The organism is Ensifer sp. GW823-FHT05D09, from assembly GCF_058795755.1.
Window position 1 is genome coordinate 910,865 of record NZ_JBXAIA010000002.1, and the last position, 13,858, is coordinate 924,722.

The 13,858-nt window shown below is 61.1% G+C and carries 20 protein-coding genes; 9 read left to right on the forward strand and 11 right to left on the reverse strand.

What is annotated here, in order from left to right; translation table 11 throughout:
* Positions 1 to 397: 397 nt before the first annotated feature.
* On the reverse strand, positions 398 to 646 hold the full coding sequence (locus AC1Q80_RS10260) for a hypothetical protein (RefSeq protein WP_173420381.1): 249 nt from the start codon (positions 644 to 646) through the stop codon (positions 398 to 400).
* 232 nt (positions 647 to 878) lie between these two features.
* Between AC1Q80_RS10260 and AC1Q80_RS10265 the strand changes: the two genes are divergently transcribed.
* The 6 genes from AC1Q80_RS10265 to AC1Q80_RS10290 all read left to right on the forward strand — a co-directional run bounded on the left by AC1Q80_RS10265 (position 879) and on the right by AC1Q80_RS10290 (position 4,085).
* The gene (locus tag AC1Q80_RS10265) at positions 879 to 1,310 is read left to right on the forward strand and encodes a hypothetical protein (RefSeq protein WP_492360343.1); all 432 of its coding nucleotides are present in this window, start codon (positions 879 to 881) and stop codon (positions 1,308 to 1,310) included.
* 6 nt (positions 1,311 to 1,316) lie between these two features.
* A complete protein-coding gene (locus AC1Q80_RS10270) occupies positions 1,317 to 1,565 on the forward strand; it encodes a hypothetical protein (RefSeq protein ID WP_492360344.1) in 249 nt (82 codons plus the stop codon).
* Positions 1,566 to 1,686: 121 nt separating this feature from the next.
* On the forward strand, positions 1,687 to 2,118 hold the full coding sequence (locus tag AC1Q80_RS10275; RefSeq protein ID WP_492360345.1) for a GNAT family N-acetyltransferase: 432 nt from the start codon (positions 1,687 to 1,689) through the stop codon (positions 2,116 to 2,118).
* Positions 2,119 to 2,288: 170 nt separating this feature from the next.
* Entirely contained in the window at positions 2,289 to 2,822 is a 534-nt protein-coding gene (locus tag AC1Q80_RS10280) for a putative immunity protein (RefSeq protein WP_492360346.1), read from the forward strand.
* 35 nt (positions 2,823 to 2,857) lie between these two features.
* A complete protein-coding gene (locus AC1Q80_RS10285) occupies positions 2,858 to 3,478 on the forward strand; it encodes a cysteine peptidase family C39 domain-containing protein (protein ID WP_492360347.1) in 621 nt (206 codons plus the stop codon).
* 202 nt (positions 3,479 to 3,680) lie between these two features.
* Positions 3,681 to 4,085 (forward strand): heme-copper oxidase family protein, encoded by a 405-nt coding sequence (locus AC1Q80_RS10290; protein WP_173420387.1) that lies wholly within the window; start codon positions 3,681 to 3,683, stop codon positions 4,083 to 4,085.
* Positions 4,086 to 4,134: 49 nt separating this feature from the next.
* On the opposite strand, the gene AC1Q80_RS10295 is transcribed toward AC1Q80_RS10290, so the two are convergent.
* On the reverse strand, positions 4,135 to 4,287 hold the full coding sequence (locus tag AC1Q80_RS10295) for an entericidin (RefSeq protein ID WP_173420388.1): 153 nt from the start codon (positions 4,285 to 4,287) through the stop codon (positions 4,135 to 4,137).
* A 237-nt stretch (positions 4,288 to 4,524) separates the two neighbouring features.
* Here AC1Q80_RS10295 and AC1Q80_RS10300 point away from each other — a divergent pair, with 237 nt between their 5' ends.
* A complete protein-coding gene (locus AC1Q80_RS10300; protein WP_492360348.1) occupies positions 4,525 to 5,013 on the forward strand; it encodes a hypothetical protein in 489 nt (162 codons plus the stop codon).
* Positions 5,014 to 5,230: 217 nt separating this feature from the next.
* Here the strand turns inward: AC1Q80_RS10300 and AC1Q80_RS10305 are convergent, their stop codons facing one another.
* Positions 5,231 to 5,632, reverse strand: a complete 402-nt coding sequence (locus AC1Q80_RS10305) for a hypothetical protein (protein WP_492360349.1) — start codon at positions 5,630 to 5,632, stop codon at positions 5,231 to 5,233.
* Between the two features lie 138 nt (positions 5,633 to 5,770).
* The gene (locus AC1Q80_RS10310; protein ID WP_173420391.1) at positions 5,771 to 5,944 is read right to left on the reverse strand and encodes a DUF1328 domain-containing protein; all 174 of its coding nucleotides are present in this window, start codon (positions 5,942 to 5,944) and stop codon (positions 5,771 to 5,773) included.
* Between the two features lie 238 nt (positions 5,945 to 6,182).
* Between AC1Q80_RS10310 and AC1Q80_RS10315 the strand changes: the two genes are divergently transcribed.
* Positions 6,183 to 6,845, forward strand: a complete 663-nt coding sequence (locus tag AC1Q80_RS10315; RefSeq protein ID WP_173420392.1) for a hypothetical protein — start codon at positions 6,183 to 6,185, stop codon at positions 6,843 to 6,845.
* A 157-nt stretch (positions 6,846 to 7,002) separates the two neighbouring features.
* Positions 7,003 to 7,233, forward strand: coding sequence for a hypothetical protein (locus tag AC1Q80_RS10320; protein WP_173420393.1), 231 nt, complete (start codon positions 7,003 to 7,005; stop codon positions 7,231 to 7,233).
* Positions 7,234 to 7,443: 210 nt separating this feature from the next.
* On the opposite strand, the gene AC1Q80_RS10325 is transcribed toward AC1Q80_RS10320, so the two are convergent.
* From AC1Q80_RS10325 to AC1Q80_RS10355, 7 genes are all read right to left on the reverse strand, one after another.
* Positions 7,444 to 8,685 carry an RNA polymerase sigma factor gene (locus AC1Q80_RS10325; protein WP_492360350.1) on the reverse strand — a complete coding sequence of 414 codons (1,242 nt, stop codon included), beginning with the start codon at positions 8,683 to 8,685 and terminating at the stop codon, positions 7,444 to 7,446.
* 16 nt (positions 8,686 to 8,701) lie between these two features.
* Positions 8,702 to 9,205, reverse strand: coding sequence for a YciI family protein (locus AC1Q80_RS10330; RefSeq protein ID WP_234941954.1), 504 nt, complete (start codon positions 9,203 to 9,205; stop codon positions 8,702 to 8,704).
* A 180-nt stretch (positions 9,206 to 9,385) separates the two neighbouring features.
* Positions 9,386 to 9,778 (reverse strand): MAPEG family protein, encoded by a 393-nt coding sequence (locus AC1Q80_RS10335; protein ID WP_173420395.1) that lies wholly within the window; start codon positions 9,776 to 9,778, stop codon positions 9,386 to 9,388.
* An 801-nt stretch (positions 9,779 to 10,579) separates the two neighbouring features.
* Entirely contained in the window at positions 10,580 to 11,059 is a 480-nt protein-coding gene (locus AC1Q80_RS10340) for a BA14K family protein (RefSeq protein WP_427858029.1), read from the reverse strand.
* Between the two features lie 458 nt (positions 11,060 to 11,517).
* Positions 11,518 to 11,838, reverse strand: a complete 321-nt coding sequence (locus tag AC1Q80_RS10345) for a hypothetical protein (protein ID WP_492360351.1) — start codon at positions 11,836 to 11,838, stop codon at positions 11,518 to 11,520.
* 404 nt (positions 11,839 to 12,242) lie between these two features.
* On the reverse strand, positions 12,243 to 12,923 hold the full coding sequence (locus AC1Q80_RS10350; protein ID WP_492360352.1) for a LuxR C-terminal-related transcriptional regulator: 681 nt from the start codon (positions 12,921 to 12,923) through the stop codon (positions 12,243 to 12,245).
* A 160-nt stretch (positions 12,924 to 13,083) separates the two neighbouring features.
* The gene (locus tag AC1Q80_RS10355) at positions 13,084 to 13,698 is read right to left on the reverse strand and encodes a type II TA system antitoxin MqsA family protein (RefSeq protein ID WP_492360353.1); all 615 of its coding nucleotides are present in this window, start codon (positions 13,696 to 13,698) and stop codon (positions 13,084 to 13,086) included.
* Positions 13,699 to 13,858 lie beyond the last annotated feature (160 nt).

The window sequence follows — 13,858 nt, forward strand, 5'->3', positions numbered from 1 at the left end:
GCGGCAGCGCAGGTGGCGCCACCAGCGGCCGACGACGCCCCCTATCGACCCCGCAGCCCAATTCGATCCCGCTGCCCAATTCGATCCCGCAGCCCAATTCGATCCCGCAGAAGGTCCGCGCCCGACAAAAAGCCCGAGAATCGTCACGATCCTCGGGCTGTCGCTTCAACATGACGGCCGGCGATCAGGGCGGCGGCACGCATGACGTCCGGGCACGTTCAATGGCATCCGGGCATGCGCATGATATCCGGACACGTTCAACGGCACCGGCCGCCCACAGCACCCGGCCCGCCGCGCTCCACGCGGCACGCCCCATAACCCTGTCGCCTGATACCGGCGACACGAACAGGCAAACGGCCCAGGCCGGCAAAGCCGCCTCACGCGGCTGCCGATCCGCCTACGCGGCCATGACCTCCTGCATATCCGAGGGCAGGTCACCGCCGATGAAAAGGATGGTCGCATCCTCGAATTCACCGGTCGACAGATCCCCTGCCCGGCTGAATGCGACAACGCCCACCTTGGTCGACGCCAGCCTTTCCGCCAGCCTGAGCGCGTGGTCGGCCCCGGTCGCCTGCACCGGAGTGTCGGCGAGCAAGGCGCCCCGATTTCCCCGCGTAAAGCTCTGAACGACGAAGTAAGTGACCATGTCATGCTCCTCTCTGCCACCTGCAATGGCAGCTCCAAGCTGACTCAATCCTTCGAACAAAACAAGAACAAACTGGAGGATATCGACAGCCCTGTCAGAAAAATCCTGCCGCGCGTAGATTTCCTATTGACCGATTGATAGGATATTTCCTATCTTTGCGCTACCAGTCGAAACAAGGGAAGCAGGATCCGCAGCGTGCCCCCGCACCCGCCTGCTTTGCCAGGGAGAAGGTATGACAGTGACATCGACACGGGAAAACCGGCCTGCGGCACCTCTCTCCCAGAGCCGCGAAATCATTCTTGCGGTCACCACGCTCGGGCGCGGCCATTTCATCGAGGAAAGCGATTGCTTCGGCACCACCTTTTCAACCGCCGCCGAATGGCTGAAGGTCCATGACGGCGAACACGCCACCAGGCTCATCCGCTTCCATCTCGACGCGTTGCACGGCGAAGACATCTCCGAGACCATCGCCGACGCCTGGCTCGACGATTTCGATCGCACGCCGGATGACCAGCACCTGTTGCCCGCCTTCGTGCGCACGTCGCAGGCCTGGGAGCGCTGGTGCGCGGATTTCGAGGCGACGCCCGGCGGCCATCGCCAGACCCTCCCCTTCTGCCAAACGGGCCACGGCACGCTCAACCAGCGCCAGCAGTTCGGAGCTTAGGCCCTGATGGATATCCCGCTCTACAAATCCGCCCTCTTCGCCGCCATGGAAGCCTTCTGGCAAACGGAAGCCGGCAACGACAAGGGCGTGGAAGCGGCGATCACAGCCTATATCGAGCGCATGGGCCTTGCCCCTTTCAACGAGATGGCCACCGCCAGGCGCGCAGCCCTTGCCGCCGCCACCGCCCGCGTGCCGGCCCGCCCGCCGCAAAGGGTGCAGCACGGCCGCAATCGCCCGCCCGCGCCGGCAACCTGAGAACAGCGGCAGACAATCTGCCATGGCAAAACGGCGGTTCGCCGCTTAAAGGTGAAAATCCTTTGTTCGCGACACCGGCGCATTGTCATGCGCCTCGGTGCAATTGCATCTGGAATCGTTGATGAAAATCAGAAGCGCCACCCTTGCCGACGTCGACACGTTGATCGCCCTCGATACCATTGCTGCCCACGACTCTGAGCGGCGGCATCAGATCAGGTCGTGGATCGAAACAGGCAGCTGCCACATTGTCGAGACCAACGGTTCCGTCGGCGCCTATGGCGTCCTGGCCTATCATTTCTTCGGAAACGGATTTATCGAAATGATCATGGTCGCGGAGCACTCTCGTCGCCAAGGCCTCGGAATGGCGCTCGTCCGACATTTCACGGCCGTCTGCGCAACGCCCAAGCTCTTCGCATCGACGAACCTCTCCAACCGGCACATGCAGACGCTCCTGGGTGCCGCCGGCTTTCGCACCAGCGGCTACATCGACAACCTTGATGAAAACGACCCCGAAATCATCTTCTGTTTTCATGCGGCGCAGGTGCGCGGCTGAGACCCGTTCCGTGGGTTGATATGGCCGAAGGCGGACAAGATGCGCTGGCATCAGGGTGCCGGAAAGCATCGGTATCTTGCGCATACCTTTTGCGACCGGCAACAAACCCCTCGCCCCAAGGCGGTCGCGACATCCTTCGACGAGTGCCCTTTGCACGAGGAATGCACACGATGACCGCCGAAACGCACACGCCGCTCTTGAACGAAGACGACCTGCGCCAGATCGCGCGCTGGGCTGCGGCTTGCGCCGGGCGCGCTCTGCCCCTTTTCGAGGCGAAGGCCCCGGACGACAGCCGCCCTCGCGCAGCACTTTTGGCCATCGGCAGCTTTGCGCAGGGCGGCAAGCGGAGCTCGGCGCTGCGCAAGCTTGCCTGGGCCGCCGGTCAGTCGGCGCGCGAGGTTGGCGATCCCGCGGCCTCAGCCGCTGCCCGCGCGGCGATGGCGGCAGCCGGATCCGCCTACACCCATCCGATCGCGACCCCCCACCAGGTCAATCATATCCTCGGGCCGGCCGCCTACGCCGCGCAAGCCGCAACGCTCGCCGCCGACGACCCGGCCGGCGTCCTTGAAGCGGAGATCCGCTGGGCGATTTCGCAGGCATCGCCGGAAGTCCGCCAGATCATACAACGCATGCCGGCGCGCGCGCCGAGCAAAGGGCCGTTCCACGCGCTGCTCTACCGGCTTGATACCGGCCTTCGCACATGACAACAGTGCCATCGGCACCTGACAGAGAAAGCGGCATGGAAATTGTAGATTGCACGGCCCCCTATTTCAGCCAGTGGGAAAGCCCTGAGATGACACTGGCGGTTCTGTCGGAGGGCGCCTCGGCGCTTCACCGCGATCCGCTCTGGCGCAATTCCGGCGCCGAGACGGTTGAGGAATATTCGCGCTGGGCGGTGAATGTCTGCGGCATGGCCTGCCTGAAGATGATCTTGGCCGCGCGCGGCGAGTTGCATCCGATCCTGTCGCTGGCGCGCGGCTGCACCGACCATGGCGGCTATGTCGTCAACCCGGCCGATGCCTCGATCAAGGGGCTGATCTATGCACCCTTCGTGACCTATGTCGGCGAACGCTTTGGGCTTGGCGCCCAGACGCTGACGAACATGCCGACGACGGACATTCCCGACGTGCTGTCCGAACGCCGCTTCTTCATCGCCTCGGTCAGCAGCGCTATACGATGGCCCGAGCGCGAACCGCCTTCGAAAGGCGGTCATCTCGTCCTGGTGACGGCCGCCTCGCGGCAGAGTGTGCGCTTTCACAATCCCTCCGGCCATGACCGTGCCAATCAGGCCGACGTCGTCATGCCGCTTTCCACCTTCGACCGGTTCTTTGCCAATCGCGGTATCGCCGTCAGCTTCTGATGTCGCGATGCGCGCCCGGAGCATGTCGCGCAAAAGTGTGCCGCGGTTTTGCGACAACAACATGCGCAAAAACAAGAACTTAAAGCGCGCCAAGCGAATCTCAAAGATCGCGACGCGCTTTAAGTACCCAATAAAGGCAGGCAGCAATCATCTGCAAAAATGCTAATAATCAAGCGGGGCAGGAATAGAGGGGAGTTATTCGATGCCACGCCTAGCACAATTGTATTTCAAGACCGCGATCATCTTTCTGATCATCGGCATAGCCATGGGCCTTCACATGGCCATCGGCCAGGATCACAGCGCGATCGGCGCCCACGCGCACGCAAACCTTTTGGGATGGGTGACGATGGCGATCTTCGGTGGCTATCACGCGCTGAACCCGGCAAAAGCGCAAAAGCGGCTGGCGATGATCCAGTACTGCGTCTACACCGGCGGCGTCGCCCTGCTGGTGCCGTCGCTCTACCTGATGCTCACCGGCAGCCCGCAGCTGGAACCGCTGGTCGCCATCGCGTCGATCATCGTCTTCATCGGCGTCTTGCTGTTTGCCGCCATCATTTTCGGCAGCAGCGAAACGGTTTCCCGCCCGACGGCCGTGCCGTCGCGCTAACCGCGCACGCGAGCAATCGCTCCATCGGCCTGGCAAGGCCGGGCGTTCTCTATCGAGCGCCCGCCTTCAGGACGCGGTGCGTCGCATTGTCGACCGCAAGGCCAGTCTCGGTGCTGTCCTTCTGGAACCCGCGCATGGTGTTTCCGCAGGCCGAAAGCGAAAGCAGCGCCAGACACACAAACGCGATCGTGGCCTTCGACATCCTCATCTCCATACTGGCTTCGTCGTCCTGTTGAGATGACGCGCCCGCGGGCAAATTCAACGCGTCGGGCAACAAAATCAGGGACAAAGCCCGTCGCGCAGATGTGCTCATCCTTTTTCGGGTCTTGCGGCTTCCCCCGAGATCGCCACGTGCTTCTGGCCGCGTGATGCCGAGAACGTCCACTCGACACCTTCCGAAACTTGGCGCAATCTGAAGGTCGGTTTTCGAGAGGATTTCATGATCAGGTTTACGCGAAAGAGTGGAACCCCTTTGGATCTCGAGGCGAGCCAGGTGCTGCGCATCCGCAAGACGGATCCGCGCCTCGATGACGATCTCGGCAACACGCTGATCAATGCCGGCCAGACCTTTTTTGTTCAGGAAGAGTCGACGGCCGTCGCCGCCGCCGTCAAGGCCGAGCTGCCGTCGCTCTATCGTTTCACCCACCGCCTCGGCGCACCGATCTGGATAAATGTGCATGCGGCCAAGGGGCCGATGCCGCTGGCACCCAACCACCACGTCCCCGGCCTCAGCTCGGCACTCGATATCGGCGGCAAGCGCCAATATGTCCGCGAAAGCCCGGAAGAAGTCAGAAGCGCGATCGCGGCCGCCGGCGGCGATGTCCAGCCGATCCCCGAAGAGGGTCTCTGGGTGCAGGGACGCGAGACGCTGCGGGAAATTCTCGGAAGCCTGGAGGCCTGGGACGAAGAACTGTCGACGCTGGAATAGCAGCATCCGGCACCTTCCGCAGCGCGCCCTGCCGCGCCGCCTTATTTATTTCATCAAGCGTACCGGAATCGCCGAATCGGACCTTCCCCAGCCCAAGGGCGGCATAGTATTTACCGTACCGCGCAGTACGTTCCTTTATGGACTGCGCTTCCCCGCACCTGAGCCATTTTGGGTGCTTGCTTGCCCCGCCATCGCGCGGGGCTTTTTCTTCTCTGGTTCAATCGACCTTGAAGACGTCATCGCCAACGAAGACGATCACATATTGCCCCGCCACATCAGGCTCGCGCGCCCACTGAGAAAACTGCTGCGAATAGGGCTCCCGTTTCCAGATATCGGGAAAGTCCGGATCGACGAGCACCGTGATCTGCGGCCCCTGTCGATAGATCATCATGTGCGAGCGCGCCGGATCCCATTCGGGTCCGAGCCGCTCGTCCGTCATCCAAAGACAGAGAAAATCGCGGCAAAGCTGTGGCCTGAAATTATAGATCCGACAGCCCTGACCTTCGATGCAATTCTCGCACCATGCGTTGGCCGGCTTTGCCAGCGCATCGATATCCGGCAGCCGGCAACAGAGCGTGCAAGCGCTGCAGGCGCGATCGGCAAGTGAGATCTCGTTCATGCGCGCGTCCGTACCATCTCGCTTGCGGACGCGACAGGAAATTCGATCTGTCCGCCCGCGCGCCATCAGCGCGCCGGTGGACGCGGCGGCAAGGCGCACGTCGCTGGCCGCACCGCCATCCTTGCCGTGCCGCAGGCGTCAGACGATGGCGCTTCCGGCCATGAACGCCAGCACAAGGAAGATCAGGAAGACGATCAGGGCGATGTAAAAGAGGATTTTGGCGATGCCGGCCGTTGCCGCCGAGACGCCGGAAAAGCCGAGAAAGCCGGCGATCAATGAAACCACGAAGAAGATGAGAGCCCATTTCAGCATCGCGATACCCCTGTTTGAGTTGTCGCTACGAAAAGTCGGATCCCGACAAAAAGTTCCCGCCCGCATGGCAGCGCCGGCAATGCGCCCACCCTCGCACGGCGGTCGGGACACCGCTCCTGTCATTGCGTCACACCGCAGGCTTAGTCAGCAATCCGGCCCGATACTCCGATAAGGCTAGTGTCCCGGCACGGCCCTGCATTGTAGGATGCGCCCGTTGGTTGCGACCCTGGGGGCGGCAATGTTTCTGCAACGAACCGAAATTCGCGAGCAGACGATCGAGATCAGGGAGTTTGTTGGCGAAGGCAGGGTCGAAATCGACGAGCGTATCCTTTTCGACGACGAGGATTCGCATATCGTTGTCCTCCTGGAGATCCTGACCGGCGACGTCACCTTCACGCTGCGCGGGCCGGATGTCGAAAACCTCGCCAAGGGCTCCGGTGATCGCGTGCGGCTCTACGTCATGCCTCCCGCCCGGCGGGCCTATGACGCCTTTCTGGAGGTTCGCGCCAGAGCCGGCAGCCGGTTTCGCGCTGTTATCGCCCGCATTGGCAGCGCCTTTGCCGCCGCTGCCAGCGATCTGCCCTGCTGCGCCTGCAAGCGCGTCTGCAAGCTCCTGGTTTCCACAGTACTCGCCGCCGTCGGTGTTCCCGACCCACAAGACCTCGCCCCCGGTGGCCTCCTGCAGATCACCGCCGAGCAGTCATATGAACTCGACGAGGGGCTCGGTCATGCCGGCATCCACGGCCCGCTGGCCGAGGGGCCGATCGGAACGTTCCTCGCCCTGTTTGCCGACAACATCAGGAGCGTTGTCTGGTCCTCATTGCAGGCCGCGCAGCAAGTCTTCCAGCCCCCGGACAGGATCTACACATTCGCCTGCAGACGCCTCGGTTGCTGCCCCTGACATCGCGTTCCCCTGACATCGCGCTCCAAGGCCACACTTGAGCCGCCCGCCGCCTGCGTCGTTCCTCCCATGCAACCAGATTGCCCGTCCGGCAACGCGAAGGCCGCTTCCAATTCCCTGCAAAGCTGATCACCATCCGGCACCGGAGGCCGGATATATGATTCGACATGCACGCCTGCTCCTCATTGCGCCCCTCGCCTTCGTCGCCTCGTGCGTTACCGGCATCTCCGAGGACATGCTCGATGCCGGCTGGTGCCGCAGGATGGAGGCGGCAAAGGCCGATACCGACGACAAGGGCCGACGCAACCTGAGCCTTGCAATGATCAAGCACGATTGCGAGCGCAAGCTGCGCGACGCGGAGAAGAAGGCTGCGCATCGCGCACCATGAATTCAGGTTGGGGCCCGCAGCAGGATGACAGGAAAAAACCTCGCCTACCGTTCCCGGTCGACGAGGCGTTGCATTTCCATCCGCGGAAGGACCCGATCCGGATGGTCGATCAGGAAGCATGCGGGCCTTCGTACTTGCAAGTGAAACGCCGGCCCGGCGCTTTGGTTCCAGCCACACTGCCCGCACGATGGCCCGGCGCCGTATCGCCCTCTATGTCTGCTCGCCGAGGCGCGCCGCCCGCTGCCGCAGGAAGGCGGCATCGGCTGGCGACCCGGCAAGAGCGATCGCCGTGGCATAGGCCTTGGCGGCGTCTTCGGCCTGCCCCATCCGCACCAGCAGTTCCGCCCGCGCCGCATCGTATGGCTGGTAGTCACGAAGCTCGCCCACAAGCGCGTCGAGCGAGCGTAGCGCCGGCTCCAGCCATCCCGCTTCGCAAAGCGCCACCGCCCGGTTGAGGCGGATGACGGCCGTCGGCTCCAGCCGCAGCAGGCTGTCATAGAGGAGCACGATCTGCGGCCAATCGGAGCTTTCACCCTGAACGTGGCAGGCCGCAATGGCCGCCTTGATCTGGTATGGTCCCGGCGCCCTGCGCCGCATCGCGGTTTCGATCAGTTCGAGGCCTTCGTCGATCTGCGCCCGGTTCCATTTCGCCCGGTCCTGCTCGGCGAGCGCCACGGTCGTCCCGTCCGCGTCCACGCGCGCCAGGCAGCGCGCATGGGTGATCAACACGAGCGCGAGGCACCCCTCGATCTCGGGATCACCAGGGCGCAGCCGGTTCAGCAACCGGCACAGGAACAGCGCCTCCTCGGCCAGATCCCGGCCCTGCCTGGGGCCTGCGGCATAGCCGGCAGTAAAGATCAGATAGATGACGGCCAGCACCGATTGCAGTCTTTCGGCCCATTCCTCCTGACCCGGCACGGCGTAAGGTATGCGCGCGCCCGCGATCTTCGCCTTGGCGCGCGAAATCCGCTGTCCCATCGTCGGCTCCGCGTCGAGGAAGACGCGTGCGATCTCCGTGGTCGACAGGCCGCCGATGGTTCGAAGCGTCAGCGCCACCTGCGATTTTGCTTCAAGCGCCGGGTGGCAACAGGTGAAGATCAGCCGCAGTCGTTCGTCGGGGATATCGTCGGGCTCGTCGGCAGCCTCGCCCCGTGCCAGCGGCTGCATATCCATCATCTTTCGCGCTTCCGACTTGTTTTGTCGGATGCGGTCGATCGCCTTGCGATAGGCAGCCTGCAGCAGCCACCCATGCGGTGCGTGCGGCACGCCGTTGCGGCCCCAGTGGGAAACGGCCGACACCATGGCGTCCTGCAGCGCATCCTCGGCGAGCTGGAAGCTGCCGAGGCGCGCGATCAGAGCTGAAAGCAGCCGCCCCCGATCGTTGCGAACCAGGCTATCAAGAGCCCTGGTCGCGGCAACGGCACCGGAGGCGGCGGAGTGCTTGTGACTCACACCCCGTAAGTGCTTGTCACTCCCCACTGGGATTGTAGGTCATCAGCGGCCGAACCTCGACTGTGCCCCAAGCGACCGACGGCACCATGGCGGCATAGCGCAGCGCGCTGTCGAGATCGGCAACCTCGATTACGTAGTAGCCGCCCAGATGTTCCCGCGTCTCGGCAAAGGGGCCGTCCATCGTCTCTACCTTGCCGCCGCGCGTGCGCACCGACGTCGCCGTCTCGACGCCCTGCAGCCCCTCGCCCGAAACCAGCACCTGATCTGCCTTCATCCGCTCGTTGAGCGCGAAGAAACCGCTCATCATGGTGTCGAATTCCGGCGTGCCGTAGGGCGGTTCCATCTTGGGGTCGTTATAGATCAAGAGCATGTATTGCATCTTCGTGTCTCCTCCCGTTGCGGTTATGGCGGTTTGTGCCTGCAGCGGCAACGTCGCTGCGATGGTGAAGATGAGCGTGGTCAACAAAAGAGCGCTACGCCGGTGAAGGCGAACGGACGCGTCCCGAAAAGTCAGGGTCATGAGAGGCTCCATACTGTTGGCGAGAGCATTTCCAGAAGAAAGGCGAAGCGGCTTGCCGTCAGGAAATGCGAGGGGTCTAGAGCATGTCGCGCAAAAATGTGCCGCGGTTTTGCGATAACAACATGCGCAAAAACAAGAACTTAAAGCGCGCCAAGCGGATCTGAAAGATTGCGACGCGCTTTAGAATCCGGTGAGAATCCGGATCAGCGCGATCGCAAGAACCGCAACGGCGAGCATGTTGGTGCCGTTGCCGAGGTAGCGCAGCGGATGCCCGGCATTGTCGATTGGCAGGCCGAAAGGATGGGCAAGCCGCCCCACCAGCAGAAGGATGCCGGCGGCATGCAGCCACGGCGCACCGGTGCCCTGGGCCTCCGCCAGCAACATCAGGACAAGCGTGAGCGGCACCCATTCGATAAAGTTGCCGTGCTGGCGGATCCTCTGCAGCAGCTTGGGATCGCCGCCATCGCCGATCGAGCAGCTGAGAGCCGTCCGGGCGGAACTCACCCTGATCCAGAGAACGAACCAGATTGCGATGAGCAGAAGTGCATAGAGAGAAGTCGTCGTCAGCGTCATGGGGTTATCACCGGTTTGAGTTGCTTAACGGCCCAAGAACGGAAGCCGCCCCCGGATTTCGACATGGCGCCGAAATATTTTCTGAAAAAACTTGAAAGAAAGTCTCGCAAGACGCTGCCAGTCAGGAACGACACCCTTATCGAACGCTTGCCAATTGCCCAGCTGGCACGCTCCGGACGTGTTCATGCCGGGACGTTTTCATGCCCAAACATTTTCATGCCCAAACATTGTCATGCACTGCATCGCTTCTATCGATCGGGAAGCGCACCGCCACATTATTAGGTTGCAAATGCCTCTTGGAAGTAGCGACTTACAGTATAAATATCTATATCAATCAAACAATTAATGGATTTATACACACGGAATACGGGTTATCTGGATAATTTTCCGGCCACACCGATAACGTGCAAGGCCTGAGGCGGGAGCGATCATGCGCGATGTCGTGCCAAACAGGTCTAAAGCATTTCTAGGAAAAGTGCGGAGCGGTTTTCCGTCAGGAAATGCGTAAAAACAGAGACATAGAGCGTTTCTGTGTTTCCGTCAAAATCGGAAACGCTCTAGGTCGGCAGCTCCAGCCTGCTGCGGGTTCAGCCCTGCCCTGCGCGCTGCAGATAAGCCGTCAGCTCCATGCACGTTCCTGCACCGGGCGAATTGCCAGTCCGGGATGAAACGCGTGCCCGATCGCTTCACTCTTCAAGCCGGCCCCTCCCATAAGCCGTGCTCCGCATAAAAAAGGCCCCACCAACCGGAAACGGTTGATGGGGCCAGACAGACCGCTTGATGGTGCACGGTCAAGAAGCGTCAGTAGTAGGGCGACATGCACTGCGCCCGGACGCCCGCCCTTGGAACATAGCTGTTGTCGTAGGGCCGGTAGCTGCGGTAGCGCGACAGGCACCAGTCGACATGGGCTGAGCTGTATTCGCTCGACTGCGGACGATACTGCGGTTCACGATACTGGGGTTCACGGTACTGAGGCTGCTGGCTGCCGATCGCCCCGCCGATGATGGCGCCGGCGCCGAAGGCTGCCAGCGGATACCACCAGCCGTCATCGCCGCGACGATAGCCCGGACGACGATCCTCGTAGCCGCGATAACCATTGTGCCAGCCGCGCCGCCTGTCGTTCTGGTCCCAGCGGCGGTCGTCGCGGCGGTACTGCACTGTCTGGACGTCCGCCTGGCTTAAGACCTGGTCCTTGCTGATGACGAGCGACGCAGCCTGTGCAGGCACAAGGCCGGCGACCGCCGTTGCGGCGGCGATGAATGTGACCATGATCTTCTTCATTGATATTCCTCCTGAAACCATCGTTTCGCATTACAGCGCCGCGCGCCAAATATGGCGCACTAAGGACGCTGTAACACTATAAATTTGCTGCATAATTTCTCCTTGAATCGATTCTGATTTAAGGAATTGTGCAGTAAGCATGAAGACGAAACGCCACCGGCTGCCATTGGTTCCTGAAGGATCGTCTTTGCAGCAAGCCGCAGCCGCAGCGACGGCTCCGCGGATCTCCGCCGTTACGACAGCATGCCATGCGCTGCCATCGGCGCGCCGGCCTCCGGCCGCTCTTTCGCCAGACGGCGACGAGGGTTCGGTCTCAAAGAATGATGCGCAAGGCCGTGGAAGGTTTTTGCTGAAGGTTTTTGGGGCGCCCGCGCCCGCATGAGAGACGCGCGGAGGAGTCCGTCAGCCAGCTGTTCCTGGCTTGTGGCGGAGAATTCCGCAGCTTCGGTGCCGTCGGCTTACTTGATGGTCACGCCCAATGTGGGAGAGCCTTCGCTCGACCAGCACGAACAGGGCTCGCCGGCCGGACCCGCGCCATAGCTGCATTGCTTTTTCGGGGTCTTGCACTGCCTTGGGCTACGCGCATCAGCCAGCGCCTTTTCCTCGGCCGCGGCCGCAGTCTTGCCCTTCCTGCCGGTGGCTGGCTTCGACTTTGCCTTCTCGGTCAGCTGCGCTTTTTCTATTCCAGCCCGGCCATCCCCGGTCGGGCCGGTTTCGCTGCAAGACGAAACAAGCAAAAGGGCAGCAACGGCAAAGGCGATTCCGGTGACGATCTTCATGGGAGTATCCGGTAATCCCACGGCCGCGAACTTTCAAGATGGGTGACGCTTAGATTTGCACCCCGAATAGCACGCACCCACACGCTTTGATTGAAACTGTAGCGTGTTGTCACGGCAACCGCGATTGCGGCGCCACTATGGGCCACCCGTTCCCTATCGACACCGGGCAACAAGGACCGCCTGAAGCTCCGTCTACTGGCAGCAAGCACAGCAATCCGATCGCTGTGCATGATTGCCCCCTCTACCTGATTGCGCCGCGCGCACCCCATCCTATGCCGAGTTCAATCGATCCGCCGCAACCATAGCCCACCGGAGCCGGTCACGACGACTGAATGGCATAGACATCGCCACCCGCCGCATCTCACACGAGAAACGGCGAGCGAACGCGTTGGGCCAAGCACAGTTCAGTTGAGCCGCCGGGACACCCCGGGGTTGGCGCCGCCATTCGCAAACACGTTCAGCCTCTGCGCCGCAAGCACAACCTCGACACGATTCCGCGCGCCAAGCTTCTGCATCAGGGCTGTCATGTAATGTTTCACGGTCTTGACGCTGATGTCGAGACAGGCGGCGATCTCACGGTTCGTGCTACCGCGCAGCAGATAGGTAAGGATCTGCTCCTCACGCGAACTCAGGTGCTCTTGCTCAGGGGGATGACGACAGAGGTCTGGGTTCTTCATCGCCATCATGACTTTGGTGGCCAAGCCGGCAGTGATGAATGTGCCGCCATCATGCACGACACGGATCGCCTCATGCAGTTCGTCGGCGCTGCTTCTTTTGAGCACATAGCCAGCAACGCCATGGTTCAGCACCTGGATCGCCGTTTCAACGCTCGAATTTTCGGTAAAGACGATAATCCGTGTCGCTTGAAAGTTCCGCCCGATCCGTTCGATGGCGGCCATGGCGTCGCCACGTATGCTCACATCAAGCACCAGGACATGCGGCAAGATCTCTTCAACAATTTTCAAAGCATCGACCGCGTTTTCGCCCTTGGCGACGATTTCGAGGTCATTTTTTCCAGAATATAAGCTCACCAATGCCTCAAGGAGGATCGGATCGTCGTCAACAAACGCTACTGACACAGACATGATTGCTGCGCTCCTTCCGCGTCAATCACGATAATTGATAAGCAATACATTTAAAAGCAAATGCTTATTCACAGGTCAATTCGTATGGCAACAAGACGTGTTCTGCGCCTGTTGGCTGCTTGTTTCCCTGCGAAGAATTCAATTCCATATGACGTCGCCATCATGGAGCCAAGACGATGTAAGTGGCTGTGAATTCAGCCACTTGCCTCATCCGCCCAACCAATATCGCCGAACAGACCTCTACAAGCAATTCCGGATGACCATTCAGAATACAGAACAGCTTGACGAGAGATAGCGGCGGCTTTGCCTCGCCGACTTCATACCGCGAGAATGAATTGGTTCCGCCGCCGAACAGCCCTACCGCCTCCTTCTGACCGAGGTGTCGTTTCATTCGACCAGTCGTGATGAACCGTGGATCAACTTTCTCGCTGTCCACTTTTTTCCTGAATTCGAGCATCGTCTTGATGATTCGCCCCGCGTCCGCGCCATCTGGAACAACTTCACTGCATGCATCACAAAAGCCGCCTGTCACCGCTTCGATAAGCACGCTCTCTTCTCTGTAGACGTAGGGAACATCGCGGGTATCTCTGACGAGTGTGCCTCTTGCGCAGTATGGGCATGTCATCTTAATGCCTCCCAAGCGATCTAGAGCATTTCCAAGAAGAGTGCGAAGCGGCTTTCTGTCCGAAAATGCGTAAAAACAAAGAGATAGAGCGTTTCTGCGATGCCGGATAATTTGGAAACGCTCTATGTCTGCGGCGAGGATCGCCGACATTGGTCATCTCGTCAATTTGGCCACCTGCGTTAACGAACGCCCGGCTCGTGGGCCGGCCCGGATACGCGCCATGGCCCAAAAGCGATAGCGTGGCCAAACCATGCAGCCGCCGAAGCGATTTTGGGCATATCTGCTCGCGTACGTATACCCCGGTCGACAT

Bases quoted from the DNA above. Each gene is read 5' to 3' on its own strand.
- AC1Q80_RS10260 (WP_173420381.1), bottom strand. From the start codon at position 646: ATGGTCACTTACTTCGTCGTTCAGAGCTTTACGCGGGGAAATCGGGGC.
- AC1Q80_RS10265 (WP_492360343.1), top strand. From the start codon at position 879: ATGACAGTGACATCGACACGGGAAAACCGGCCTGCGGCACCTCTCTCC.
- AC1Q80_RS10270 (WP_492360344.1), top strand. From the start codon at position 1,317: ATGGATATCCCGCTCTACAAATCCGCCCTCTTCGCCGCCATGGAAGCC.
- AC1Q80_RS10275 (WP_492360345.1), top strand. From the start codon at position 1,687: ATGAAAATCAGAAGCGCCACCCTTGCCGACGTCGACACGTTGATCGCC.
- AC1Q80_RS10280 (WP_492360346.1), top strand. From the start codon at position 2,289: ATGACCGCCGAAACGCACACGCCGCTCTTGAACGAAGACGACCTGCGC.
- AC1Q80_RS10285 (WP_492360347.1), top strand. From the start codon at position 2,858: ATGGAAATTGTAGATTGCACGGCCCCCTATTTCAGCCAGTGGGAAAGC.
- AC1Q80_RS10290 (WP_173420387.1), top strand. From the start codon at position 3,681: ATGCCACGCCTAGCACAATTGTATTTCAAGACCGCGATCATCTTTCTG.
- AC1Q80_RS10295 (WP_173420388.1), bottom strand. From the start codon at position 4,287: ATGTCGAAGGCCACGATCGCGTTTGTGTGTCTGGCGCTGCTTTCGCTT.
- AC1Q80_RS10300 (WP_492360348.1), top strand. From the start codon at position 4,525: ATGATCAGGTTTACGCGAAAGAGTGGAACCCCTTTGGATCTCGAGGCG.
- AC1Q80_RS10305 (WP_492360349.1), bottom strand. From the start codon at position 5,632: ATGAACGAGATCTCACTTGCCGATCGCGCCTGCAGCGCTTGCACGCTC.
- AC1Q80_RS10310 (WP_173420391.1), bottom strand. From the start codon at position 5,944: ATGCTGAAATGGGCTCTCATCTTCTTCGTGGTTTCATTGATCGCCGGC.
- AC1Q80_RS10315 (WP_173420392.1), top strand. From the start codon at position 6,183: ATGTTTCTGCAACGAACCGAAATTCGCGAGCAGACGATCGAGATCAGG.
- AC1Q80_RS10320 (WP_173420393.1), top strand. From the start codon at position 7,003: ATGATTCGACATGCACGCCTGCTCCTCATTGCGCCCCTCGCCTTCGTC.
- AC1Q80_RS10330 (WP_234941954.1), bottom strand. From the start codon at position 9,205: ATGACCCTGACTTTTCGGGACGCGTCCGTTCGCCTTCACCGGCGTAGC.
- AC1Q80_RS10335 (WP_173420395.1), bottom strand. From the start codon at position 9,778: ATGACGCTGACGACGACTTCTCTCTATGCACTTCTGCTCATCGCAATC.
- AC1Q80_RS10340 (WP_427858029.1), bottom strand. From the start codon at position 11,059: ATGAAGAAGATCATGGTCACATTCATCGCCGCCGCAACGGCGGTCGCC.
- AC1Q80_RS10345 (WP_492360351.1), bottom strand. From the start codon at position 11,838: ATGAAGATCGTCACCGGAATCGCCTTTGCCGTTGCTGCCCTTTTGCTT.
- AC1Q80_RS10350 (WP_492360352.1), bottom strand. From the start codon at position 12,923: ATGTCTGTGTCAGTAGCGTTTGTTGACGACGATCCGATCCTCCTTGAG.
- AC1Q80_RS10355 (WP_492360353.1), bottom strand. From the start codon at position 13,698: ATGTCGGCGATCCTCGCCGCAGACATAGAGCGTTTCCAAATTATCCGG.